The organism is Plantibacter sp. LMC-P-059a, from assembly GCF_030209505.1.
In the GTDB taxonomy this organism is placed as follows: Bacteria; Actinomycetota; Actinomycetes; order Actinomycetales; family Microbacteriaceae; genus Plantibacter.
Genome location: NZ_JARVRZ010000006.1, coordinates 255,933 through 280,124 on the forward strand (window position 1 = coordinate 255,933; position 24,192 = coordinate 280,124).

A 24,192-nucleotide genomic window follows, 5' to 3' on the forward strand; every position below is an offset into this window, starting at 1 on the left:
GCGAGTGCGCCCCTCCCGGCCCGGGCGCACCCCACACGCGCGAGCGCGCCCCTCCGGAGACCCGCGCTCACGTCCTAGACCCGCGCTCAGGCCCAGCGCACCGCGCTGACACCGGAAACGACCTCGTCACCGCGGTGCGCTGACGTGAGTGCGCCCCGTTCGGCGTGAGTGCGCCTCTCCCGGCCCGACCGCGCCCCACGCCCGCGAGCGCGACCCTCCGGGGGCCCGCGTTCACGCCCCAAGCCCGCGCTCACATCACAGCACCGCGCTGACAACATCACCACCGCACCGACGAAACCGGCAGGTGACGGGGAACGGCCCCGGGTGCGCTGGAGCGCTCCCGGGGCCGTCAGGTGCTGCAGCGGATCAGGCCGCTCGGCGACGCGCCCGCATCGCGACGAGGACACCACCGAGCAGGAGCAGGAGCACACCGGTGCCGATCGTCCCGATGGGCAGCTCGGTGCCGGTCGTGGCGAGCGCCCCACCGGAGGCCGCACCGTCGACGATCGTCCCGTCGGCTGCGACGACGCGCACCTCGGTCCACCCGATCAGCGAGCCGTCGGCCGCGTAGACCGCGACGCGGTGGTCGCCCAGCGTCGCGTCAGCGGGGATCGTCGCCAGCAGGTCACCGGCGGCGTTCGTCGTGCCGGCAGCGATGCGCGCGGGCGTCGAGTACAGCCACACCTCGACGGCCGTGGCCGCGAACCGGTCCTCGAGCCCGACCGTCACCGTCTCGCCGCGCCGCACCGTGTCGGCCAGCGTGATCGCACCGCGGTTGGCCTCGGTGAGGCTCGTGCCGGGCAACGGCGTGACCCCACCGGTCGGCGGCGTCACGGGTGGCGTGGTCGTCCCGGGCAGCGACCCGAGGCGCAGCGCCTCGGAGGCGAAGCCGTCGGCGAACCAGTACACGGGACGCTTGCCGTCGACCGACAGCGAGGCCGGCGCGGTCGCGAAGCCCTCGTTGTTGAGGTCGGGCAGGCCTGCGGGGCGGGCGACCTGGGCGATGCCCGGCTGCTCGGTGCCGTTCAAGGTGATCTGCGCACCGGTGCCCGCGCAGCCGTCGTCGCACACGGCCCACAGCACGCCGAGAGTCGTGTCGTAGTCGAGCGCCATGACTGCCGGGAGGCCCGGGTCGATCGTCGAGATGAGCGTGGCCGAGCCGTCGGCGTTCAGCGCGAACGCGTACACGTCGCCGGTGTCCTCGACGCCGACGAAGAACAGGCCGTCGCCGTGACCCGCATAGTTGGCCGGGTCGTACGTCGCCTTCGTGTTGTCGTCGAAGAGCTTGCCGGCGAGGTCCCCGTCGGCCACCCACTCGACCGCTTCAACGCCGAGGTTCGCGCCGACCGTCGGCAGCAGGGCCGTGAGGTCCCACTCCTCGGAGGCGACGACGTCCGGTCCGGGCGCGTTCGGGTCGACCTTGAGCACGGCGTTCAGCGTCGTGCCCTTCACGCTGTTGTCGCGCTCCACGCCGACATAGACGGAACCTGCGCCGTCGACCGTGATGCCCTCGGTGTCGGGGCCGGCCGCAGCCGGGTTCGAGGCGTCCTTCTGGAAGCGTGCGCGCTTGCCCTGCTCCCAACCGTCGACGAACGAGACGGAACCGTCCGCGGCGATGGCCAGCTTCCAGAACGTGCCGGTGCCGTTGTCGACAGCCCAGAGGAACGCGCCGTCGGCGGTGACCTGGGTGTCGAGGCCCGAGCTGTCCTCGAGGAACGTCGGCGTCGTGTCGAGCACGGTGACGTCGGGCGAGCCGGGCCACGGGCCGACCGGGATCTCACCGACGCAGACGTTCGCGGTGCCCTTGGTCGACTCGCTGGTCGCGGCGAAGGCGCCGGTGGCGTCGGGGCAGCGACCCCAGGTGGTGGCCGGGTGTCCCTCGCCCCACGTGGTGGAGTCGAGGAGTGCGTCGCCCTCGAAGAGGCGGACCGTGTCGCCGCCGCCGAGTCCGAAGCCGAGGGCCGCGCGCTCGATGACGAGGTAGCCGCCGACAGCGATGGTCGTGTTCGCGGGGATGGCGTAGGCGTGGGTGTCGTCGTCGTCCTTCACGACGATGCCGGACACGTCGAGCGTGGTGGCGGTCGGGTTGACGAGCTCGATCCAGTCGTCGGGCGATCCGCCGTCGGACTCGACCTCGTTGATGCGCACCGGGTTGCCGCACGCGTTACGAAGTCCCTTGGTGGAGACCGCGGTATCGGCGAAGTTGCCGGTGCCGTCGGGGCAGCGGGCGAGGACGCCCTCGGCGTGAGCGGCGTAGGCGTGCTGCGCGACGGTCGCGCCGGCCGCGTTGCGCACGGTGACGGTGTCGCCGTTGCCGAGCCCGAAGACGAAGTTCACGTTCTGGTCGAAGACGAAGTACGCGCCCGGCTCGAGGATCGTGCCGGCGGGCAGCGGGGTGGTCTGGTCGGCGTGGCCCACCGGGTCGTCGTCCATGACCGTCCAGCCGGAGAGGTCGACCGCGGTCGGCTCGAGGTTGACGACCTCGACCCAGTCGGTGGCGTCACCGTTCGACTCGATCTCGTTGATGGCGAGGTTCGGGAGCACGCAGTCGTTCGCCGCACCCTTCGTGATGTTGGCGAGCACGAACGGGCCTTCGCCGTCGGGGCAGCGCGCGAGGGTCGCTGCGAGCGAGTCGCCGCCGATCACCGGGTGGCCGCTCCAGGTGCCGGAGCTGTCGATGAGGGTGCCGGCGTCGTCGAAGAGGCGGATCTCGTCGGCGCTGCCGATTCCGATCGGGTCTCGGAAGGCTGCTTCCACGCCGCCGACGAGGCCGACGGTGGACTCCTCGACGACGACGAACTCGCCCGCCGCGATCGACGTGCCGGGCAGGAACTGCCAGCGGTGGTCGTCGGAGTTGTCGCGGATCTCGTAGCCGGAGATGTCCAGCGCCTCGGTGCCGGGGTTGAAGAACTCGACCCAGTCGGCGGGCTGTGAGTCGATCTCGTTGATGCGGATCTCGCCGGGCGTCTCGGGGACCTCGGGTGCGGTGAAGACGTTCGCCGCGCCCTTCGTCGACTCGGTGGTCTCGGCCCACCCGGAGCGGTCCGCGGTGACGCCATAGGTGGTCGCGGCGTGACCGGTCCACGAGTACTCGTCGGCGAGGGCCGCGGTCGGATCGAACAGGCGGACCGAGTCCTCCTTGCCGAGGCCGAACCCGAGCTGGTCCTCCTCGACGACGAGGAACGCGCCCGGCTCGACGACGGTGCCGGCCGGGAACGCGTAGTTGCTGTCGTCCTTGTTGTCCTTCACGACCCAGCCGTCGAGCGTGATCGCGGTGGCGGCGGTGTTGGTGAACTCGATCCAGTCGCCGGGGACGCCCCCGGAGGACTCGACCTCGTTGATCTGGAGCCCCGGCGCTGGGGCGGCGGTGGCGACGGCGGGTGTCGCGATGAGGGCGGTTGCACCGATGGCGCACGCGGCGGTCATCGTCAACACGCGGTTGAGGCGGGGCATGGGTCTCCAGGGCACGAAGGGACGGGGATCTGGATCCATCCCATCGGCGTGGGGTTGCCGGATGGAGGAGCGACGGTGGCCGGAAGGTGAACGGCGGGTGGCTTCCCAGGCGACACGTGCCACGATCCGGCAGTTCGGGCGCGAGGAGCGCGCGCGCAGCATTGCAGTGATGCAGCCCGTGGGACCGCGCTGGGCGATGACGGACCACGCTCGTTCGTGACCCCTCGCCGCATACAATGTGGACGACCGAATTGGGGAGAAAATGGCACGACGGCGTGGGTTCTTGGCGGAGATGCAGCACCAGACGAGGCTCGCGGAGCAGCGACAACGCAACGCAGTCCGACAACACAACGCGAACGTCCGCCAGGTGGAGCAAGCGCAACGCGCGGCCGAACGAGCGCAGCTCGCCGCAGCTCGGGCGTCAGAAGCAGATCGCAAGCGCCTGGAGAAGGAAGCGGCAGCCGCACACGTCGCCGCCATGCAGGCCGAGGTCGACCAACGAAACGCGGATCTGCGGGATCAGTATGCCGAGATAGACGGGCTGCTCAGCGCGACCCTCGATGTCGACGACTACGTCGACCTCGAGAAGCTACGCGTCCGAGTTGAACACCCTCCATTCCCTCGGGTCGATCTGCGAGTCCCGACGGCAGCTCCCGCCCCGATCCCCGATCCCCCGCTGCCGGTCAAGTACGCTCCCGAGGAGCCGACCGGGATGTTCGGCAAGAAGCGGAAACTCGCCGAGGCGCAGGCAGCTGTTGAAGCGCGTTATGCAGCCGACTATTACGCCTGGCAAGCAGCAGTCGCTGCGCTTCCGCAACAGCGCGCGGCGCAACAGGAGGCATACGAGGCTGCCGAGCAGAAACGCCGTGGACGGCTCGCCTTCGAAGAATCCAAGTACTCCCAGGAGTGTGAAGCACGCGAGACTGCCGCGACCCAGCGGAACGCAGAGCTGGACCAGCTCATCACCGGTCTCGGCTATGGCACCGTGGAAGCCGTGCAGGAGTACGTCGGCATCGTCATGGCGAACTCGGTCTATCCGGAATGGTTCACGGTTGAAACCAACGCGACGTTCGAACCATCGACGGCCGAACTCAGTCTTCGGGTGACCATCCCAGGACCGGACCAGATCCCGACGACCAAGGCCTACCGGTACGTGAAGGCGTCGGATGAGATCGCCGCCTCTCCTCTGGCGGCGAAGGACGTGAAGGATCGGTACGCGGCAATCGTCCACAACGTCGCGCTCCGCAGCGTCCACGAGGTCTTCGAAGCCGATCGGCGGGCACTCATTCACAATGTGTCGCTCGAGTTGGGCACCGAAACGATCAATCCGGCGACGGGCCGCGAGACCTCGGTGCGATTCCTCGCCCTCGCCGTCTCACGCGACGAGTTCCTCAAGCTGGATCTGGCCGCGGTCGTCCCGTCCGCGACCTTGGAGCACCTTCGCGCGGTCGTGTCGAAGAACCCCCATGGGCTCGTCGCGGTCGATGGCGGCGGGGTTCGCCGAGCATGACGGACAACGGATCGATGATCTTCAACCCACCGCCGGGATGGCCGAAGCCTCCCGCCGGCTGGAGGCCGCCCGCGAGTTGGACGCCGGATCCGAGCTGGCCACCTGCCCCAGCCGGATGGGCGCTCTGGATCGATCCGAACGACAGCCGCGAGATCGAAGCGCCGGCGCCAGCACCAGCGGCGATGCCGACAACCGTGGATACGCCGCAGTCGACGAACGCGGCATCCGAGTCCGCTCGCATCCAGGAACTCGAGCGGGAGAACGCCGCGTTGCGTCAGAAGTTGGCTCTGGGGCACGCAGACGATCTCGTCGAACTCGACGACGCACGAGTCCTGCAGTCGGTGGGCATCTACCGATTCCACCATCCGCTCGAAACCGCAGCCGCTTATCAGCTGCGACTGCAAGCGATCGAAGCTCGGATCGCCTCGCTGGTCCGAGACGACCGCGCGATCGAGAAGTCCGAACTCTTCACCTTCAACAACTCGCTGGCGCAGGGCAAGCGCATGACGTCGGATCTCGCGAAACTCATGCTCCGGGCTTACAACTCGGAAGCCGACAACGCACTGCGCACCCTTCGCGCTGGCAACGTCGTGACCGCGAAGAAGCGGTTGGAATCATCTCGCACGGCCATCGCCAAGCTCGGCGCTCTGATGGAGATGAGGATCAGCGACGAGTTCCATCGGCTTCGCGAGAAGGAGATCGAGCTGACGGCCGATTGGCTGATGAAGAAGCAGATCGAGCGAGAAGAAGCGAAAGAGGAACGCGCCCGCATCAAGGAGGAGCAACGCGTTCAAAAAGAGCTGGATGACGAGCGTGCCCGTTTGGACAAGGAGCGCACTCTGCTACTGAACACCCTCGCCACGTTGGGTGGACAGGGCCACACCAATGAGGACCTGTTACGTCGCCTCGAGGCTATCGACGAAGCAATCGCCGAGAACGATTTCCGTGCCGCGAACATTCGGGCCGGGCACGTGTACGTCATCTCCAACGAGGGTGCGTTCGGACCCGATGTCGTGAAGATCGGGCTCACTCGCCGACTAACGCCCGGCGACCGCATCGCGGAACTCGGAGGAGCATCAGTTCCATTCCGATTCGACACGCATGCTCTGTTCTTCTCAGAGGATGCCGTCACCCTGGAGAACGAGCTGCACAAGCATTTCGCGGACCGGGCACTCAACCAGGCTAACCCGCGGAAAGAGTTCTTCTTCGCCAGTCCGGCTGAAGTACGTGATGTCCTCCTGCAGAAGGTCGGCAACATTCTCGAATTCTCGGACAGCGCCGAAGCGACGGAGTACCGACAGTCCCTCGGGCGTTGGCCGCAGCGATCCCGATCGCGGAACGAATCCATCGGCTGAAGTTCAACGGACCAGCGACGATTGCGAGAAGCGATGTGTCTCGCGTGGTCTCCGCCTGCGTTCCCGCCCCAGGACTACGCTCACCCCATGACCGACCTCGACCACGCTCCGACCGGCGAACTCACCGGCTGGATCCGGACCCCGTTCACCGGCGGTGGCGTCACTCACGACCGCTTCGAGCAGGGTTCAGGACCGGGCGTCGTCCTCATCCCCGAGTTGCCTGGGCTCACGCCCGAGGTCCTCGGGTTGGCGGAGCACCTCGTCTCGGAGGGGTTCACCGTCTCGATCCCGTCGCCGTTCGGGACGCCGGGTCGCGAGGGCACCCTCGGCTACACGCTCGCCAGCGTGTCGAAGGTGTGCGTGTCCGCCGAGTTCAAGGCGTTCGCGACCGGCGCGCACCGGCCGGTCGCGGACCACGTCCGCGCCCTCGCCGCCGACCTCGCCGCCCGCACGCCGGGCCAGGGCGTCGGCGTCATCGGCATGTGCTTCTCGGGCGGCTTCGCGCTCGCGGCTGCGGTCGACGAGCACGTGCTCGCCTCGGTGATGAGCCAGCCCTCGACGCCGTTCCCCGTCAGTCGTGCGCGTCGGATCGACCCCGGCATGTCCGCAGCCGAGTTCGACGCCGTCGCAACCCGCGCAACGCAAGGATCGGTCTGCGCCCTCGGCCTGCGGTTCAGCGAGGACAAGGCCGTTCCGCGGGAACGATTCGCGACCATCGCGGCGAAGCTCGGCGACGCCTTCGAGGTCATCGAACTCGACTCCTCACCGGGCAACCCCGGCGGCTTCGCGAAGACCGCCCACTCGGTGCTCACCGGCGAGGTTCGCGAACGCGACGGTCATCCGGCGTTCGAGGCTCGCAAGCGCGTGGTCGCCTTCCTCCGCGAGCGCCTGGCGTCACCCGCTTCGACAGATTGACCTTCCCCGACGGTCGTCGCGCTGGGATCATCGATGCCATGACCGCGACCCAGCACGACCGCGCTACGCCCAACCTGCCGTCACGTAGCTTCGACGTCACCGAGGCCTTCTACGCAGCGTTCGGCTTCGAGCGGACCTTCCGCGACGAGGGGTGGCTGATCCTCGTCCGCGGAGGTCTGCAACTCGAGTTCTTCCCGGCGCCCGAGCTCGACCCGGCGTCGAGCAGCTTCATGTGCTGCCTGCGCGTCGCCGAAGTCGACGAGCTCGCCGATGCGATCCGACGCTCGGGCGTCCCGGAACGCACGACCGGGGCGCCGCGACTCCACCCGGTGCAGATGCAGGACTGGGGCCTCCGAGCCGGTTTCCTGATCGATCCGGACGGCACGCAACTCACGCTCATCGAGCAGCGCGAATGACCTGCGAGCGAGCGGCCACTAGTGACCGCTCGCCCACGTGCTTCCCTAGAAGAAGGTGATCCCGTGCGGGGCGCGGGGCGTCTGCAGCATCGACCGCAGGAGCAGCGGCGCCTGCTCGTCGGCGGCGTGCAGCACCCCGCCGGCCGCGAGGGTCACCGGGGAGACCGCACCGAGCAGCAGGGCACCGAGGTCGGCGACGTCGAGCGCGAGGTCCGCACCGGACGCATCGGTCTCATCACTCAGCTTCGTCGCCGTGCCGCGACCGCCCGTCACCTCGAGGCGGAACGTGCCCGCCGCGTAGCCGAGCGCGTCGGCCACCGCGATGGTGAGCGAGCCGTCGGCTGCGTAGGGACGAGAGGCGAGGACGGCCGGCAGGTCGAGGACTCGCAGCCACACGTGGTCTTCCTCGTGCTCGATGTCGTACGCCCGGTTGTCGCCGAGGGCGGCGATGATCGGGTCGTCGAGGCGGGCGCGGTTGTACTTCACGACGTCATTGAGGTCGATGGAGAGCAGGAACTCCCAGAGCGACAAGTAGGCCGCGTCCGTCGCGTAGACGAGGTCGATGATCTCGATGCCCGTCTGCCCACCGGGCTGTTCGACCATGCGCCACGTGACGTACCCGTCGACCTCTTCGCCGTCGGCCGGACGGTGCACAGCGGCACGGGTGTCCTTCGCGGGCTCGCCATCGCGGCCCAGCGTGCCGAGGACGAGCGGCCACGATCCGGTGTTGCGAACCATCGAACCGATCGAGCGCTCGTCGAAGCGGTCGAACACCTGACGTGCGACACCGTCGGCGAGGTATTCGGGGGTGACGACGGACACGATGCCGGTGGTCGACGCGAGGAACGGCAGGGCCTTCGCGCGCTTCACGACGACGTTGCGCTCGCGGATCGCGGAGCCGAACCCGAAGCGACGGTAGATGGTCCCCTCGCTGGCGGTGAGGGCCGCGATCGCATACCCGTCGGCGACGCCGCGCTCGAGCGCGTGCGTCATCATGCGTCGGAGGATCCCGCGGCGGCGCTCGGTCGGGCGGACCGTGACGTCGGAGACAGCCTGCGTGTTGATCGACGTGCCGTCGCCCCAGCTGAGCGCCTTCGGGAACCAGGAGAACGTGCCGGCGGGCCAGGTCTCGTCGACCGAGCCGGGCTGCGGGTTGCGCACGTAGGCGCCGAGGAGGACCGCCTCGTCGGCGATCAACTCGTTCACCTTGCGCTTGCGCGCCTCGGGCTTCGGGGTGGGCTCGTGGAAGCCGAACCCGATGGCGTCGAGCGCCGCCAGGCTCTCCGGGGTCGGTTCACCGTCGGTCCCGTTCGCGAACGGGAACTCACGGAGCTCGTAACGGGCGTCGAATTCTTTGCTGTTGGCCACGACTCCAGCCTAACGACCTGCCCTGACAGCCCCACAGGTGTCGACTGACCACTGCATCACGGCAGGGTGATAGACACCTCGACCGCGTACTCGTCGGCGCTCTGACCGAGCACCCGCTGCCGCAGCTCGGTGGTCGGCATCGTGATTCCACGCTCCGCGATCGCATCGAACAGGGCGACGACCGCCGGGTGGGTCGAGCCCTCCGGGAGCTCGACGCCGGGCTCGGCCCTCCAGACCGCAGCGAGCTCGGTGCGTTCCGGCAGGACATCGACGGTGGTCTCCTCGCCGCCCCAGCCTGGTTCGAGCAGTTCGGTGGTGGGCCAGCAGCAGACGATCTCGACCGCGCCCTGCTCCCCGGGTCGTAAGGTCGTCCAGAAGGTTCCTGACGGGCCGGCGCCGGCCTCTTGCACGGCGGCGTAGAGCGCGGAGAACTGCTCGTTCGCATCGTCGTCGGTCACCGCGTCTTCGTCGCCGCGCGGCACGGTGAGCACCCGGCCGACGTAGGGCTGGGGTGGGAGGGTGCGCTCGACGATCTCGACCGGTGCCGCGAGCGACGCGACGACTGAACGAGCCTGCGCGAAGGCCACGTCCTCCTGTTCCCGCTGCTCCAGCACGAGCCGGTGGTGGACATCGATCGCGGTCGACGGGTCGGCACCGGCGACCGAGACACCCACGGCGGCGAGCGGCACGCCGGCGTCGCGGAGCGCCTTCACGATCACGCCGGAACGCACCTGTTCCTCGCCGTAGCGGCGGTACCCGGAGTCGGGATCGACCTCCGCCGGAACGAGCACGCCCTTCTCGTCGTAGTGCCGGAGCGCTTTCACGCTCAAGCCGGTCATGCCTGCGAACTCTCCGATGTGCAACATGCTTCAAGCATCCCGTCTCCCCCTACGGGAGAGTCAAATGCGGGAGTTTTCCGGTGCCGACGACATCTCTGCGAGCGCCTTCCGCGAATGAAACCCTTCGTCGATGAGGTCCCTTACTGAAGGTTAGGGAGCCAAACTTCACTAACGAGGTCCCTTACTGAAGGTTAGGGAGCCATCCTTCAGTAACGAGGATCGTCGGTGAAGGTTGTGGTCCTCCTCACCGACGCTCGGCACGACTGGGAAGCTGCGCGGCTGATCGGACCATCCAAGGAGTGACCCCGACTCTCCGGACCCACGACTTCGGTAGCCTTCACGGGTGAACCTCGATCCGACCGCTCTCATCGTCTTGACCGTCACCTCTTGGCTCCTCGGCTTCATCCTGTTCGTGCTGCTCTGGATCTTCATCATCCGGACCGCGGTCCTGTCCGCGCTTCGGAAGCACCACGCGGAGACACAGGCCGAACGCCGAGCCGCCGCAGCACGCGGCCTGGCGCAGTAGAGGCCGTTCAACCGATGCCAGTCCCCCACGACACGGAGCACCTGCGGTTCCGGCGGATGACGCCGGCGGACCTCGACGAGATGGCTGCGATTCTCGGCGACCCTGCCGTCATGATGTACTACCCGGCACCGAAGACCCGCGAGCAGGCCGCGGCGTGGATCGCCTGGAACGAGGACAACGACGCGAAGGACGGCCTCGGCCTCTGGATCATCGAGACCCACGACGGTGACTTCGTCGGCGACTGCGGTCTGACCTGGCAGCGCGTGAACGGCGAGCTGAAGCTCGAGGTCGGCTACCACGTGAGCCCCGCCTGGCAGGGTCGAGGGTTGGCGACCGAGGCCGCGGCCGCCAGTCGGGACTTCGCCAAGGAGCACACCGACTCATCAGAGCTCGTCGCGATCGTCCACCCCGACAACCGGGCGTCGGCGCGCGTGGCGGAGAAGATCGGTATGCGGCGAGTCGACGACGACCTCGGTGCAAACGGGTCGGTGCGGCATGTGTGGGGCATGCGACTGCGATCGACGGCCGACCCCAGCGACGAGCGCTCTCGCTGAAATCCCGCGGCACCTACCCCCGCGCCGCGACGAACGCGGCCACGCAGTCCTCGATGTCCTGCTCGCTGTGCGCGGCACTGATCTGCACGCGGATGCGGGCCTCGCCGCGCGGGACCACGGGGAAGCTGAACGGGATCACGTAGATGCCCTGCTCCAGCATCCGGCCGGCCACCTGGACGGCCTGCTGCTCATCGTCGAACATCACGGGGATGATCGGGTGCGACCCTTCCAGCAGCCGGAAGCCGGCCTCGGTCATGCGGGCGCGGAACAGGTCCGCCTTCCGGAAGAGCCCCTCGCGCAGCTCATCACCCGCAGCCGCCAACTCCACGGCACGACGGGCTCCGGCGACGAGCGACGGCGCCAGGCTGTTCGAGAACAGGTACGGCCGGCCCGACTGCCGCAGCACGTCGACGATCTCCTGCTTCGCGCTCACGTACCCGCCCGACGCACCACCGAGCGCCTTGCCGAGAGTGCCGGTCAGGATGTCGACGCGGTCCTGCACCCCGAACAGCTCGGGCGTCCCGCGACCGCCTGGGCCGACGAAGCCGACGGCGTGTGAGTCGTCGACGAGCACGAGCGCGCCGTAGCGGTCCGCGAGGTCGCAGATCTCGTCCAGGGGCGCGTAGAAGCCGTCCATCGAGAACACGCCGTCGGTGACGATCACGGTGCGACGAGCGTCGGCCGCGTTCATCAGCTGCTGCTCGAGGTCGGCCATGTTGCGGTTGCGGTAGCGCAGGCGGCGGGCCTTGCTCAGGCGGATGCCGTCGATGAGTGAGGCGTGGTTGAGGGCGTCGGAGATGATCGCGTCGTCGTCGCTGAACAACGCACCGAACACGGCTCCGTTCGCGTCGAAGCAGGAGGAGAACAGGATGGTGTCCTCGGTACCGAGGAAGGCGCTCAACTCCTGTTCGAGGTCGCGGTGGATCTGCTGCGTGCCGCAGATGAACCGCACGCTGGCGAGCCCGTAGCCCCACTCGTCGAGCGCCAGTTTGGCGGCGTCGACGATCGACGGCTCGTTCGCGAGACCCAGGTAGTTGTTGGCGCAGAAGTTCCGCACCTCACGACCGTCGATGGTGACGTGACTGCCCTGCCGCGAGGTGATCGCGAACTCGCGCTTGGTGAGGTCGTCCGCCTCGATGCGGTCGAGCTGGTCGCGCAACTGGGTCTTGATGGTGCCGTACATGTCGTCTCCTCGGGGTCGAGTGGGCGGTTGATCGGTTGTCGGTTGGGTGGGCGATGGGCGTCGGCTCAGGCTGCGGTGACCGCGCCGACGGTCTCCGGCACGTGTTCGTCGATGACCCCGGTGATGACGGCGTCGCTGGTGTCGGTCCAGTCGATGAGCACTTTGCCCGCCGCTCCCCCGCGTGCGGTGTCGAAGGCGTCCTGCCAGGAGGCGAGCGGGAACCGGGCGGTGACGAGCGACTCGAGGGCGTGCCGGAGCTCGGGGCTGTGGTCGACCATCGCGCTCGCGTGGTGCCAAGTGTCGAACATCTCGCGGCCGTAGATGCCCTTGATGGTGATCATGCGGGTGATGACCTTGGTCCAGTCGATCTCGATGTTCGTCGACGGCAGACCCAGCAACGCGACCTTGCCGCCGGTGTTGAGGTTGTCGATGAGTTCACTCGCGGCGGCGGCCTGACCGGACATCTCCAGGCCGATGTCGAAGCCCTCGAGCATGCCGAGCGCGGCCTGGGCGTCGGCGACCCGTTCCTTCGAGACGTCGACCACCCGGTCGGCTCCGACGGCGAGCGCCTTCTCGAGACGATCGGCGACGACGTCGGTCGCGACGATGTTGCGTGCGCCGGCGACCCGGCAGACGGCGATGGCCATGAGGCCGATGGGCCCGCAGCCGGTGATGAGCACGTCCTCGCCGAGGATCGGGAAGCTGAGGGCGGTGTGGACGGCGTTGCCGAGCGGGTCGAAGAGGGCGCCGAGGTCGGGCGTCACCTGGTCGCCGTGGACCCACACGTTGGTGGCGGGCAGGACGACGTACTCGGCGAAGGCGCCGTCGAGGTTGACGCCGAGGCCGCGGGTGTGGCGGCAGAGGTGGCGGCGGCCGGAGCGGCAGTTGCGGCAGGTCCCGCAGACGAGGTGTCCTTCCCCGGAGACCGCTGCGCCAACCGGGATCCCCGCAACACGGCTGCCGACCTCGACGACCTCGCCGGAGAACTCATGGCCCGGGACGAGCGGCGCGTCGACAGCGCCGGCCGCCCACGGGTCCCACGACTCGATGTGGAGGTCGGTGCCGCAAATACCGGTGCGGTGGACGCGGATGAGGACGTCGTCGGAGCCCATCGCCGGCATCGCGCGCTCGACGAGTTCGAAACCGGCGGTGTCAGGTCGTTTCCAGAGGGCGAGCAACGGCGTTCCTTCCTGCGGGAGCGGCGACGGCCGGTGGTACTGGCTGTCGCGGACGGGCGTCCTTGCGCTGTCCTGATGACCACGCTAGCCAGATCGATCCGTCATGAATATTGAGGGTTTCCACGTGACCAGTTAGCTTGAGCTGATGAATCTCTCCCAGATGCGGATCATGCGTGAGCTCGCCCGGCGCGGCACGATCGCCGCCGTCGCGCGTCACCTGCACGTGACCGCTCCCGCGATCTCGCAGCAGCTGGCCGCGCTGCACCGCGAGCTGGGCGTGCCGCTCACGTATCGCGTCGGACGTGAGATCCGGCTGACCGAGGCTGGCATGGCGCTGGCCGAGATGGCCGGGACCGTGCACACGCTCATCGACCGTGCGGCGGAGACGGTGCGCGAGTACGGCGACGACACCGGTGCGCGGGTGCGGGTGGCGGCGTTCCAGAGTGCGGGCCAGGCGCTGTTGCCGGGGCTGTTGGCCGAGAGGGACGCGGGCTCCGCTCCGGCGTTGGTGTTCGGTGAGCACGATGTCGCGCAGCCGGAGTTCGCCGAGCTCGTCGACCAGTACGACCTCGTCATCGCGCACCGCATGGATCACGATGAGCCGTGGCCGTCGGAGCAGTTGTCGGTGACGACGTTGTTGAGCGAGCCGTTCGACGTGGCGATGTCGGTGGATCATCCGTTGGCCGGGCGGTCGTCGGTGTCGGCTGCGGAACTCGCCGAGGAGTCGTGGATCGCGGCGCATGCGGGCTTCGCGCCGGACGTCGCGCTCGGGGTGGTCGAGGCGACGGCGGGCGTGCGGTTCCAGCGGGCGCATCGGGTGAACGACTACCACCTGGCGGCGTCGATGATCGTGGGTGGCGGGCTGCTGGCGTTGTTCCCGCGGTATACAGCGCCGCGGGCGGACCCGCGGTTGGTGCTCGTGCCGTTGGAGGACGTGCGGATCGCGCGCAACATCGACGTGCTCGCGCGGCCGCATGCGCTCGCGCGGGTCGCGGTGGCGGGGACCTTGGAGCGGCTGCGGGGTGCTGCGGATGTCTTGCAGCGCACGCGGCCGTCCGCGCTGGTCGCGGCTGGTCCCGGATTGCACCACGTCGAGGTGTGGCTGGCGGACGTGGATGCGGAGCGGGCGGGCTGGGCGTGGTTGCTCGGTCGTGTCGGCTTCACGATGGCGAGCGAGTGGTCCGGCGGTGAGTCCTGGGAGGCCGGCGACACGTACCTGACGCTGACCGCGTCCCCGAACCTCAGCGCGGAGTCGCACGACCGTCGCCGGCCGGGCGTGAACCATCTCGCGTTCCGAGCGGGATCGCGCGGGGCGGTCGACGCCCTCATGGCTGCGGCCCCCGAGCACGGCTGGCAGCCGCTGTATCAGGAGCGCTACCCCCACGCCGGCGGCGATGAGCACTACGCAGGGTGGCTCGAGAACGCGGCAGGGTTCAAGGTCGAGGTGGTTGCGGATCCCGACCAGTAGTCGGGCGCGTGACCCATTCTGGGACTGATGACCCCCACCCCTCCCCCGCCAGACTGAGCTCGGCCCAGTTCTCGGGTCCGTCACCTGCCGTCGACCTCACGATGCCGCTGCGGGTCGCGCTGACCCGATGCAAGGACCGTTCCCCATGAGCTCGACCACTCCGCCCTCAGCAACGCCCGCTGGCTGGTACCCCGACTATTCGAACCCCACGCAGCAGCGCTACTGGGACGGAGCCGCCTGGACCAGTCACACCGCTCCGGCGGCGGTTACTCCTCCACAGCAGGTGGTGGCCGCGCCGCTCACCGGTCAGCCGCTCCAGTTGCAGAAGCCCGCGCCGCCCACGTTCGCCACGGCGCCCGTTCCGTCGCCGTACGCCACCCAGCCCGGTACCTCGACCGGCATGAGCGGGAAGACGAAGGGGTGGATCATCGCCGGAGCCGTCGTCGGTTCGCTGCTGCTCGTCGGTGGCATCTCGAATGCGATCAACGGTGGGCGGACCGAGCCGGTCGCTGTCGCCCAGACCGCCACCCAGGCGCCGTCGGCCACTCCGACCGAGACGCCCGTTCCCTCATCGACCGTCGAGCCGATCGCCGAGCCGGTCGTACCCGCCGTCGTCGATGTCGCCGCCTTCCAGGCTGGAGCCAGCAAGCACACCGCCGACATCGACAAGGACCTCGACGACATGGCGGTCACGCTCGCCGAGGGTGGCACCTGGCGCCTGCTGTCCAACTCCGTCGAGATCAGCTTCAACCTCGGACAGCTGCAGTCGCTCGACGTACCGGCCTCCATCGCGGCCGAGTGGGCCCCTGCTCTCGTCGGGCTGGAGACGAACCTCGACGCCCTGACGACCGCTGTCGCAGGCGGCGATCCGGCAACGATCCAGGGCGCGATGGACGGTGTCCGCGCGTCTGCTGCTGTGCTGCGCGACATCGGCGCTCGGGCGGTCTAGGTTGACTGACGAGCCCAACCCACAATCAAAGGACCACCCTATGAGCGACGAGATCGAACTGATCGCAGACGAAGATGGCCTGGCCGTCATCGGCGATCCAGCTGCTGTCGAACGGTTCATCGAAACGGAGGGATTGACGTCGAAGCACCTCGGGCTTGAGCGTCTCCGCCCTGCCGCGGGTCATGCCGCGACAGCCGCTCAGGTTGGATCTCACATCGCCGCGAGCTCCGGCCGCTGGGTCAAGCTGACGAAGGAATCCGCGAGGGCCCTGCAGAAGTACCCACTGATGAAGGGTTCGTCTCCGGGCGTCAGTCGCGCCGTCCTGATGGACGGCGGGAAGATCAACGGGATCATCCAGTTCGTGAAGGGTCCGGCAACTCTCGTCGCGAATCCTGCGGTCCTCGCGGGCGCGGCAGGCATCATGACACAGATCGCAATGCAGCAGGCCATGGACGAGATCACTGACTACCTCGCGAAGATCGACGCCAAGGTCGACGATCTCCTCCGCGGTCAGCGAGACGCTGTCCTCGCTGACATGATCGGCGTCGACCTCATGATCGAAGAGGCAATGACGATCCGGGAGCATTCCGGCCGCGTCTCTGAGACCGGCTGGTCGAAGATTCAGAACTCGTCCGGGATTGTCGCTCGCACTCAGGCGTACTCACTGCTGCAGCTCGACGCCATTGCGGAGAAGTTGGAGCGGGAAGGAAACGTCGACGATCTCGCTGTCTTGGCGAAGACCGCCGAGTCATCCGTGGGTGAATGGCTTGCTGTTCTCGCTCGATGCTTCCAGCTGCAGGACGGCATCGCCATCCTCGAACTCGACCGGGTGCTGGATGGTTCACCTGAAGAGCTCGACGCTCACCGGGTCGGGCTCCAGGCCGCACGACGAAACCGTTTGAACCGCATCGCGAAGACCACGGAGACGCTGCTCGTTCGAATCAATGCGGCAGCTACGCTCGCGAACGGCAAGGTGCTGTTGAACCCGTTCTCCGCCCGCAAGGTCGTTCACTCGAGCAACCATGCATCGGCTGCCATTGTGGAGTTCGAGAGCCGACTGGGTATCGAGAGCGACCATGAGGCTCTGCACGTGAAGCGATGGGGTGAGGCCGCTGCCGACGTGCGTGACAGCGCTCTCGAGACCGGAGCCGCCGGTGTCGGCGCAGCTGTCCGCCTCGGCAACGAGGGCGTCGACCGGGCTCGCGTTGCAGCGGGAACCCTGTTGGGCGGCATGTCGGAGCGAATGCTCCGGCGGCGAGGCGATGAAAGGAAGCCCGACGACAACTCGAAGCGATGAACCGGAGAACGCAGACGATCGAATGGGATGTCGCCCCGTCATCTCGGCGCGTGTAGGGCAAGGTGGAGGCCATGACTCTGGATCGTGGCGATGACGCCTCTCTCGTACCAATCTGGCCGGCATTCGTCACTCCGACCCTGCGAATCCTCGCCGACGGACAGACACGCCACCGTAAGGACATCTTCGACGCTGTCGCGGAAGCGTCTGGTCTCTCCCTCGAAGCACGCGCCGAGACGTTGTCGTCGGGTTCGACGCGCGCCGAGCAGAGAATGGGATGGGCACTGAGCCACCTCACGAAGGCGTCTTGGATCGATCGCCCGACGCGGGGCCACTATGTGATCAATGACGAAGGCCACCGGGCACTCGCGAGCTATCCCGAGGGGCTGGACTACGCGAGCGCGCGCGAAATCTTCGCGCCGTTCTGGCCTTCGCCGAAGTCGGGAACAACCAGTCCCGCGGCAGATCCTGAGGCCAGTGCCGAGATCGCGTCGTTGGATCCGATTGAACAGATCGAAACGGGTGTTTCGCGCATCGAGGCTGAGGTCGGACAAGAGCTGCTCTCGCGGCTCCGAGAGAGTCACCCTGATTTCTTCGAACAGGCTGTGGTCGATCTGCTTCTCGCGATGGGCTACGGAGGCGCGGAACAGCGGGGAAAACGTATCGGAGGTTCAGGGGACGGCGGCGTGGACGGCGTCATCAACCAGGATGCTCTGGGTCTTGAACGAATCTATGTTCAGGCGAAACGGTACAAGGCCGGCAACAACATCAGTCGAGAAACCATTCAGGCCTTCGTTGGAGCGCTCCACGGTTTCGGCGCGAGCAGGGGTGTCTTCCTCACCACATCAGCCTTCACGCCGTCTGCCACGACCTACGCCGATGCAGTCCCGTCGAGGATCATCTTGATCGACGGCGAGCGCCTGGTAGATCTCATGATCAAGTACCGCGTGGGTGTACAGGTGAAGCACGTCTATCACACAGTCGAGATCGACGCCGACTTCTTCGAATAGTCCGCGCTGCCGGATGGAGTCAGACCGGGATCGACATCTCCATCCGGCACTCGCAGCGATCCTGAACAGCTCGCTTACTTGGGGACGATCGTGTCGGGGCCACTGCGGTCCAGCCGCCCGGAAGTCAAACCAAATTCCAACGCCTCGTCGAGGCGGGCTCCGATCGCAGCGGTGACTCGCTTGCCGCCGAAGATGGCGAGGGTCTCGCGACGGAGCTCGTCGGGCGAGAGTCCGGCGGATTGCTCCGCGGCGATCGCCATCGCGTTCGCGATCTCCACCAGGGAGATGTGCTCGATCGCACGAGGCGCGTCGGCCGGGGACTGACGTGCTCCTCGCCAGGTGAGCGGGTCGATCTCCGTCGGCCAGGCGAAGGGCTCGTCGGAGCGACCGAGGAACTCGGCCGGGACCTTGTCGAGGATCGACTTGGCCCGCGAACCGGCTACCCGATCGAGACCGAACGCACCCGCGACCAGCTTCGCGAGACGCGTCAGATGGATCGGCCCCTCGGCCTCCACCGCCGCGCGGATCGCACCCTGCACCGCGACGACCGATGGACGACCCGGCAGACGGTCAAGCACCTCGATCCCACCCAGCCTGGGCGCATCCCAGGGCTGATACTCCGAGAGCTCGGGATAGCGCGCCGAGGTGTCCGTCTCCGGTGCCGCCTCCACGGGCTGCGCCGAACCGACCTTGCGGTCACGGAACTCCGACAGGGTCTCCAGCGACGCCAGCCGTTCCGACCACTCGCGCACGCGGGCGCTGCGAACGGGTGCGGGCGCATCCGAATCCTCGAAAGCGACATCGGCCTCATCGGTAGCCGAGGCATCAGCCGGATCCGTCTCCGCACCAGCCGGCTCCGCCGGCACCGCACGCCCCGCAGCAACCCGCTCCCCTGCAGCCTCAACGGCCGCGACCAATCGGTCCAGCACCTCCTCGCGGTGGTGCAACCACTCCGGCAGCCACACGCGCTCGACGCCCGGCCACCGCATCAAGCCGCTCAGCACCTCCACCGGCAGTCCGTCACGGTCCGCGACCGTCCGACGCTCGCGCCACGACGCGCCGTCGAGCAGCACCGCCACCAGCGGACGATCGGGCTCCGCCTCCGTCGCGATGCTGATGTCGACCCGGAAGTCCGACAGCCCGACATCCGTCCGCACGGCATGCCCGGCGTACCGGAGCTCGTCGGCGATCTCGTCGCGGTGGCGGTCGATGATCGCCTGACGACGCCCATCCTCACCAGCCGCCTCGCTCCCCCGCTGCGCCAACTCCAGGTACGCCTTTAGGTGCTTGATGCCGATCGACGAGGTCTGCTCCGCCCGCAGCTCCGACGGGTCGAAGCTCGCGAACAGCACCACCTGTCGCCGCGCACGCGTCACAGCGACGTTCAACCGTCGCTCACCACCGGCACGCGTGAGCGGACCGAAGTTCAACGGGATCACGCCCTTCTCGTTCGCGCTGAACGCGATCGAGAACAGGATCGTGTCGCGCTCGTCGCCCTGCACGTTCTCCAGGTTCTTGACGAAGAGCCCGTCCTGCTCATCGAGCGCCAGCGCGATCCGCGGGTCGGCGCTGTCACGCAGCAGATCCTCGATCAACGTCCGCTGCTGCGCGTTGAAGGTGATGACCCCGAGCGACGGCGTCTCGTCCGGCGAAGCCTCGAAACGGCGCGAGATCTCCTCGACGATCGCCTGCGCCTCCACCGGGTTCGTCCGCAACGACTTGCCGCGGCCGCCACGCTCGAACTGCCCGTCGAGTCGCACGAACGCCAAACCGTGACCCTCGACCCCAGTGTCACGCGCACCCGCGAACGGTGCCGGGAACGACGACAACTGGCTGTCGTAGTAGTGGTGGTTCGAGAACGCGATGAGCGACTCGTCCTGGCTGCGGTAGTGCCACGACAGCCACTTGCTCGGCACCCGCGCCTGCACGCACTCGGACAGGATCGACTCCTCGTCCTGCAGCACCTCGCTCGTGAAGTCGGCCTCGTCGTCGATCGTCGCGCCGGCCTCCGCGAACGTCGTCGGCGGCATCTGCTTGCTGTCGCCCACGACGACGACCGAGCGCGAACGCCCCATCGCCCCGATCGCGTCGGCGACCCGGATCTGCGACGCCTCGTCGAACACGACGATGTCGAACAGCTCGGCGGCAGCCGGGAAGAACCGCGCGACCGACTCCGGGCTCGCGAGCGTGCACGGCATGATCTGCGTGATGAGCTCGCCGAAGTTCTCGAGCAGCGCACGGACGCTCATGCCACCGCGCTGCCGGTCGATCTGCCGACGCAACCCGCCGACCTGACCACTCTCCGACTGCGAACTGAACGTCCGCAGCCCGAGCACCGACGCCGGGATCGCCCGCGGGAGCTCCTCGCGCACGGCCTTCACGCTCGTGGTGAAACGGGTGACGCTGCGGTTGTGAGCGGTGGCGTCGAAGGCGTCGAGCGTGGTGGTGCGCTCACGCTCGTCGATCGACGCCTGCGCGAGGCCCTTCTCGAACGCGAGCGTCGCGTCCTCGGTCTCGATGCGACCGGCGAGGATCGCGGCGCGGACGTCGTCGAGCCCGTGGGTGCGGAGCGGTTCGATGACCCGCACCAGGTCGAGCCAGCGTTCGAGGACGACGGGCTCAGCGCCGTCGAGACGGCGGGCGTCGCGCGTCGACCACCAGGCCTGCAGGAAGCCCTCGCCACCCGACCACGCCGACAGGCGCTCGGTGGTGACGGATGCGGCCCGCAGGAACTCGCTCCACGTGCCCGCGAGCGTCGTCAGCGCCTGGGCGGCCTCCTGCGACGGCTGGGTCGTGGCGTAGTGATCGCGGACGGCGGTGATGAACGCGTCGTCGGGCGTGCCCGGGAGGCGGAAGCCCTCCGACAGCCAGCGATACCAGCCGAGGAGTTCGCGCACCGGCTGGGTCGGCTCGACGAGCGGGTTCCAGCGGTCACTGACGAGCGGCAGGGCTGTGGAGCGGAGCGTGCCTCGCAGCTGGACGAGGCGGTCCTGCGCGGCCTTCGCCTCGGTGAGCTGTGGCACGAGCTGCTTCACCTTGAACGAGGTCGCGTCGACCGCGAGCACGTCACTCAGCTGGGCGAGCGCCGCCCGCAGCCGCTTCTTGCGACCGAAGAAGCTCGACGCCGCGGCCTGCTCGGCGGCGTGGAGCGGGCCAGCGATGTCGCGGTCGAGGATGGCGGGCGTAAACGTCGAGCGCCACTCTCCCTGGGCGTCGCGGAGCTGTTCGGCAGCGGCCAGGGCCTCGTCGAGGCGGCTGAAGTCCTCGGGCCTGGTTCCGGCCATGAGCGCGCCGATCGGCAGACGCGGTGCGGCGACGGCGGTCGACCAGAGGCCGAGGAGGTCGGGTCGCGTCGCGAGCCGCAGCGCGTCCATCGGGAGGCCGGCGTCGAGCGTCGAGGCCAGGGCAGCGTCCATCGCGCGGGCGGCCTGCTGGACGGTCGCGGCGTCGAGCCCGGGAGCCGACGGGCCGTCGAGGAACGCCCACGGGTGGGTCGTGCTCGGGCGGGCGAGGTCGGAGCGCTCGGGCAGCTCGCGGAACACCTGCCGCAGTTCTTCGAAGGCCTCTGGCGTTCCGGCGGCGACGAGCTGCTCCGGGATCGCCATCGGGACGAGGTCGTGGTCCATCGCGAGCAGACGACTCCGCGCGGAGTAGAGAGAGAAGCCGGCGGCGTTGACCTCGTGCAGGCGGTCGGCGTAGCGGGTCAGGGTGCGGAGGCCGGACTCGGACAGCTCGCGGTTGGTGCTCAGCGCGTCGATGTCGGCCTTGGTGCGGAGGTCGAGGCCGGTCTTGATCTGCGCGCGCACGACGTTCGGTCGCGCGCCCTTGTCGTGGAGGTCGAGCGAGAACGCACCGAGTCCGACGTCTTCGAGTCGCTGCTTCACGACGTTGAGCGCCGCACGCTTCTCGGCGACGAACAGGACCTTCTTGCCCTCGGCGAGTGAGCGGGCGAGGAGGTTGGTGATGGTCTGCGACTTGCCGGTGCCGGGAGGGCCTTCGAGCACGAAGGTGCGGCCGGCGACCGCTTCGGCGACGGCGTCGAGCTGCGAGGAGTCGGCGGCGACCGGGCAGTCGAGGCCGAGGCGGTCGAGGTCGGTGTCGGTCTGCGCGGGCGTGGGGTCGGCGTAGGCCTCGAGCGGCGAGTTGATGAGGTGGTCGACGAGGCTGTTGCGGCTGAGCGTCTCCCAGTTCTCGTCGAGGTCCTTCCACAGCCGGTACTTCGCGAACTGGAGGATCGACAGCGACGCCGTCTCCTCCACGCGGAACGGCAGGCCGGCGTCGAGGATCGCCTGGCGCACGGCGGTGAACGCGGCTGGGAGGTCGATGCCCGAGCCGTCCTCGACGGGGTTGGCGAGTCCCGGGATCTCGAGGCCGAAGCTCAGCCGCAGCTTCTCGAGTAGGCAGTAGTTGGGCGTGGAGGAGCCGGCCTCGTCGAGGGTGAGGCGGTAGGAGGAGCCGCGGCTGGTGGTCGTGAGCGTGACCGGCACGAGCACGAGGGGTGAGCGGAGGTCGCGGTCGCCGAAGCGCCAGCTCAGCATGCCGAACGCGAGGTAGAGGTTGTTGGCGCCGGTCTCCTCGACGATCGTCTTGGCCTTGTAGGCGAGGGCGCGGAGCTTCGTCGGGTAGGCGGCTTGGGTGACGTCGATGAAGGCGCTCTTCTTGTCGTCGAGGAAGGTGATGCGGTCGCTCTCGTCGAGGTCGCGGCCGAAGCGGATGCCGCGCTGCTGGTCGATCGTCGCAACGCTGTCGGAGGCGACGAGGGTGAGCGGGGTGCCGTGGTTGATGCTGTCTTCGAGGCGGCCGAGCGCGGGGCCGGGGACGGCGAGTTCGAAGCCGGATCGGTCGGTGTAGTTGATGAGCTTGTTGCGGAGGCTGAGATCGAGGAGGGCGTTCTTCCAGGTGGAGACGCGCTTCGGGACCTCGGGGCCGTGGCCGGCGGCGGTCGATTCGGCGGTGGCCGGGGCGTCCTGCGTGAGGGCGCGGGCTTCGGGTGCCTGGTAGAGGGTGACGACGGGTTCGCCCTCGGCGTTGATGCGGCGGCTGGGCAGTGGGTAGATCTTGCGGAGGCGGGCCTGGACGACGTCGGTGATGCCGATGAAGTCGTCGAGCGGGCCGGCGAGGTGTTCGGTGTGGGGCCGGCGGGAGGCGTCGGTGAAGGTGGCGGAGGTGCCGGTGAGCATGGTGGTCTCGACGACGCCGATGCGGCCGAGTTCGAGGGAGTTGACGGCTTCGGAGACGTCGGTGCTGGCGACGACGTCGAGGGTGGTCTGGACGCGCCAGTAGCCGAGGAAGATGTGGTCCTTGAGGAGCCAGAGGAGGGGGTGGATGCCGATGGCTTCGAGGACGGACGCGAGCAGGATGGTGGTGTCGAGGCAGGTGCCGAGGTGGCTGGTGAGGACTTCCTCGGGGGTGCGGACCTTCTGGCCGCTCTGGCCCCAGCTGGCGGGTGGTTCGGCGTAGCGGATGTCGCGGGCGCGGGCGGCGTCCCAGACGGCGGCGACGATGGCGTCGATGCGGGCGGGGTCGTCGAGTTGGTAGGTGGCGAGGGAGCTGTTGCCGGTCTGGTGGTCGAGGAGATCGGAGACTTCAAGCATGAGCTCGCTGACGACGAGCGCGTTGGGCTGCACGTGGGCGGCGAGGAGTTCGAGGCCGAGCTGCACGGGTGCGGAGATCCACTGGTTGGACGCGAGCACGGTGACGGGGCTCTCGACCGTGCCGAGCTGGGTGCCCGCGGCGTCGCGGACGGTGATGCGGATGACGCCGGGCCGCTGCTCCTCGACGAGAAGCATGCGGCGTGGGTCGAGGAGAACCTCAGGGCTGCGGAGGAGGGTGGTGCGGTCTTCGCCGAGGTCGGCGAGGAGCACCTTGGTGTCGGCGAGCGCGCCGTCGGCGGTGACGACGTCGATCTCGACGGACGCCGCCCGGCGTTCCCCGCCGTGGTTCTCGAGGACGATCTCGTCGATCACCGCGATGCTGCAGTGCGCCATCGCGTAGCTGAGCGTCGGCGTCGCGCTGACGCGGATGGAGACGGAGGAGGGGGCGGCGGCGGATGCGGCAGACGAGGAGCCTGCGGCGCCGTCAACGGAAATGGAGCCTGCGGCGCTCTGCCCGTCTTCCGCTTCGGGACCGTCGGCCAACCCTGTCGACGCAACCGCTCCGGTCCCTGAGCCTGTC

16 protein-coding genes and 1 pseudogene are annotated in these 24,192 nt (G+C 68.5%); 11 read left to right on the forward strand and 6 right to left on the reverse strand.

The features are described from left to right. Positions 1 to 366: 366 nt before the first annotated feature. The gene (locus tag QRN27_RS14545) at positions 367 to 3,453 is read right to left on the reverse strand and encodes a lamin tail domain-containing protein (protein ID WP_285042838.1); all 3,087 of its coding nucleotides are present in this window, start codon (positions 3,451 to 3,453) and stop codon (positions 367 to 369) included. Positions 3,454 to 3,745: 292 nt separating this feature from the next. On the opposite strand from QRN27_RS14545, the gene QRN27_RS14550 reads away from it, so the two are divergent. From QRN27_RS14550 to QRN27_RS14565, 4 genes are all read left to right on the forward strand, one after another. Further along, a complete protein-coding gene (locus QRN27_RS14550) occupies positions 3,746 to 4,963 on the forward strand; it encodes a hypothetical protein (RefSeq protein WP_285042839.1) in 1,218 nt (405 codons plus the stop codon). Next, complete coding sequence (locus tag QRN27_RS14555; RefSeq protein ID WP_285042840.1) at positions 4,960 to 6,318, forward strand: SNIPE associated domain-containing protein; 1,359 nt, start codon at positions 4,960 to 4,962, stop codon at positions 6,316 to 6,318. The genes QRN27_RS14550 and QRN27_RS14555 overlap by 4 nt, the downstream gene beginning before the upstream one ends. A gap of 87 nt (positions 6,319 to 6,405) precedes the next feature. After that, positions 6,406 to 7,233 (forward strand): dienelactone hydrolase family protein, encoded by an 828-nt coding sequence (locus QRN27_RS14560; protein WP_285042841.1) that lies wholly within the window; start codon positions 6,406 to 6,408, stop codon positions 7,231 to 7,233. Between the two features lie 38 nt (positions 7,234 to 7,271). Further along, positions 7,272 to 7,649 carry a bleomycin resistance protein gene (locus QRN27_RS14565; protein WP_285042842.1) on the forward strand — a complete coding sequence of 126 codons (378 nt, stop codon included), beginning with the start codon at positions 7,272 to 7,274 and terminating at the stop codon, positions 7,647 to 7,649. Positions 7,650 to 7,694: 45 nt separating this feature from the next. Here QRN27_RS14565 and QRN27_RS14570 read toward each other — a convergent pair whose 3' ends face one another. Further along, positions 7,695 to 9,017, reverse strand: a complete 1,323-nt coding sequence (locus QRN27_RS14570) for a GNAT family N-acetyltransferase (RefSeq protein WP_285042843.1) — start codon at positions 9,015 to 9,017, stop codon at positions 7,695 to 7,697. Between the two features lie 56 nt (positions 9,018 to 9,073). After that, the gene (locus tag QRN27_RS14575) at positions 9,074 to 9,883 is read right to left on the reverse strand and encodes a MerR family DNA-binding transcriptional regulator (RefSeq protein ID WP_285042844.1); all 810 of its coding nucleotides are present in this window, start codon (positions 9,881 to 9,883) and stop codon (positions 9,074 to 9,076) included. A 316-nt stretch (positions 9,884 to 10,199) separates the two neighbouring features. On the opposite strand from QRN27_RS14575, the gene QRN27_RS14580 reads away from it, so the two are divergent. Further along, positions 10,200 to 10,382 (forward strand): hypothetical protein, encoded by a 183-nt coding sequence (locus QRN27_RS14580; protein ID WP_285042845.1) that lies wholly within the window; start codon positions 10,200 to 10,202, stop codon positions 10,380 to 10,382. A 14-nt stretch (positions 10,383 to 10,396) separates the two neighbouring features. Further along, complete coding sequence (locus QRN27_RS14585) at positions 10,397 to 10,936, forward strand: GNAT family N-acetyltransferase (RefSeq protein WP_285042846.1); 540 nt, start codon at positions 10,397 to 10,399, stop codon at positions 10,934 to 10,936. A gap of 13 nt (positions 10,937 to 10,949) precedes the next feature. Here the strand turns inward: QRN27_RS14585 and QRN27_RS14590 are convergent, their stop codons facing one another. After that, entirely contained in the window at positions 10,950 to 12,119 is a 1,170-nt protein-coding gene (locus tag QRN27_RS14590; protein ID WP_285042847.1) for a glycine C-acetyltransferase, read from the reverse strand. 65 nt (positions 12,120 to 12,184) lie between these two features. Beyond that, positions 12,185 to 13,297 carry an L-threonine 3-dehydrogenase gene (tdh, locus tag QRN27_RS14595; protein WP_285034977.1) on the reverse strand — a complete coding sequence of 371 codons (1,113 nt, stop codon included), beginning with the start codon at positions 13,295 to 13,297 and terminating at the stop codon, positions 12,185 to 12,187. Between the two features lie 160 nt (positions 13,298 to 13,457). Here tdh and QRN27_RS14600 point away from each other — a divergent pair. The 5 genes and pseudogenes from QRN27_RS14600 to QRN27_RS14620 all read left to right on the forward strand — a co-directional run. Further along, positions 13,458 to 14,312: pseudogene (locus tag QRN27_RS14600) on the forward strand (LysR family transcriptional regulator); the annotation flags it as partial. A 45-nt stretch (positions 14,313 to 14,357) separates the two neighbouring features. Next, positions 14,358 to 14,765, forward strand: coding sequence for a VOC family protein (locus tag QRN27_RS14605; RefSeq protein ID WP_285043116.1), 408 nt, complete (start codon positions 14,358 to 14,360; stop codon positions 14,763 to 14,765). Positions 14,766 to 14,910: 145 nt separating this feature from the next. Beyond that, positions 14,911 to 15,714 (forward strand): DUF2510 domain-containing protein, encoded by an 804-nt coding sequence (locus QRN27_RS14610; RefSeq protein WP_285042848.1) that lies wholly within the window; start codon positions 14,911 to 14,913, stop codon positions 15,712 to 15,714. Positions 15,715 to 15,754: 40 nt separating this feature from the next. Further along, positions 15,755 to 17,011 (forward strand): hypothetical protein, encoded by a 1,257-nt coding sequence (locus QRN27_RS14615; RefSeq protein WP_285042849.1) that lies wholly within the window; start codon positions 15,755 to 15,757, stop codon positions 17,009 to 17,011. Between the two features lie 71 nt (positions 17,012 to 17,082). Then, a complete protein-coding gene (locus QRN27_RS14620; protein ID WP_285042850.1) occupies positions 17,083 to 18,018 on the forward strand; it encodes a restriction endonuclease in 936 nt (311 codons plus the stop codon). A gap of 74 nt (positions 18,019 to 18,092) precedes the next feature. Here QRN27_RS14620 and proA read toward each other — a convergent pair whose 3' ends face one another. After that, entirely contained in the window at positions 18,093 to 24,155 is a 6,063-nt protein-coding gene (proA, locus tag QRN27_RS14625; RefSeq protein ID WP_285042851.1) for an anti-phage protein ProA, read from the reverse strand. Between the last annotated feature and the right edge of the window lie 37 nt (positions 24,156 to 24,192).

Bases quoted from the DNA above. Each gene is read 5' to 3' on its own strand.
- QRN27_RS14620 (WP_285042850.1), top strand. From the start codon at position 17,083: ATGACTCTGGATCGTGGCGATGACGCCTCTCTCGTACCAATCTGGCCG.
- QRN27_RS14560 (WP_285042841.1), top strand. From the start codon at position 6,406: ATGACCGACCTCGACCACGCTCCGACCGGCGAACTCACCGGCTGGATC.
- QRN27_RS14550 (WP_285042839.1), top strand. From the start codon at position 3,746: ATGCAGCACCAGACGAGGCTCGCGGAGCAGCGACAACGCAACGCAGTC.
- QRN27_RS14565 (WP_285042842.1), top strand. From the start codon at position 7,272: ATGACCGCGACCCAGCACGACCGCGCTACGCCCAACCTGCCGTCACGT.
- QRN27_RS14615 (WP_285042849.1), top strand. From the start codon at position 15,755: ATGAGCGACGAGATCGAACTGATCGCAGACGAAGATGGCCTGGCCGTC.
- QRN27_RS14585 (WP_285042846.1), top strand. From the start codon at position 10,397: ATGCCAGTCCCCCACGACACGGAGCACCTGCGGTTCCGGCGGATGACG.
- QRN27_RS14610 (WP_285042848.1), top strand. From the start codon at position 14,911: ATGAGCTCGACCACTCCGCCCTCAGCAACGCCCGCTGGCTGGTACCCC.
- QRN27_RS14545 (WP_285042838.1), bottom strand. From the start codon at position 3,453: ATGCCCCGCCTCAACCGCGTGTTGACGATGACCGCCGCGTGCGCCATC.
- QRN27_RS14590 (WP_285042847.1), bottom strand. From the start codon at position 12,119: ATGTACGGCACCATCAAGACCCAGTTGCGCGACCAGCTCGACCGCATC.
- QRN27_RS14575 (WP_285042844.1), bottom strand. From the start codon at position 9,883: ATGTTGCACATCGGAGAGTTCGCAGGCATGACCGGCTTGAGCGTGAAA.
- QRN27_RS14555 (WP_285042840.1), top strand. From the start codon at position 4,960: ATGACGGACAACGGATCGATGATCTTCAACCCACCGCCGGGATGGCCG.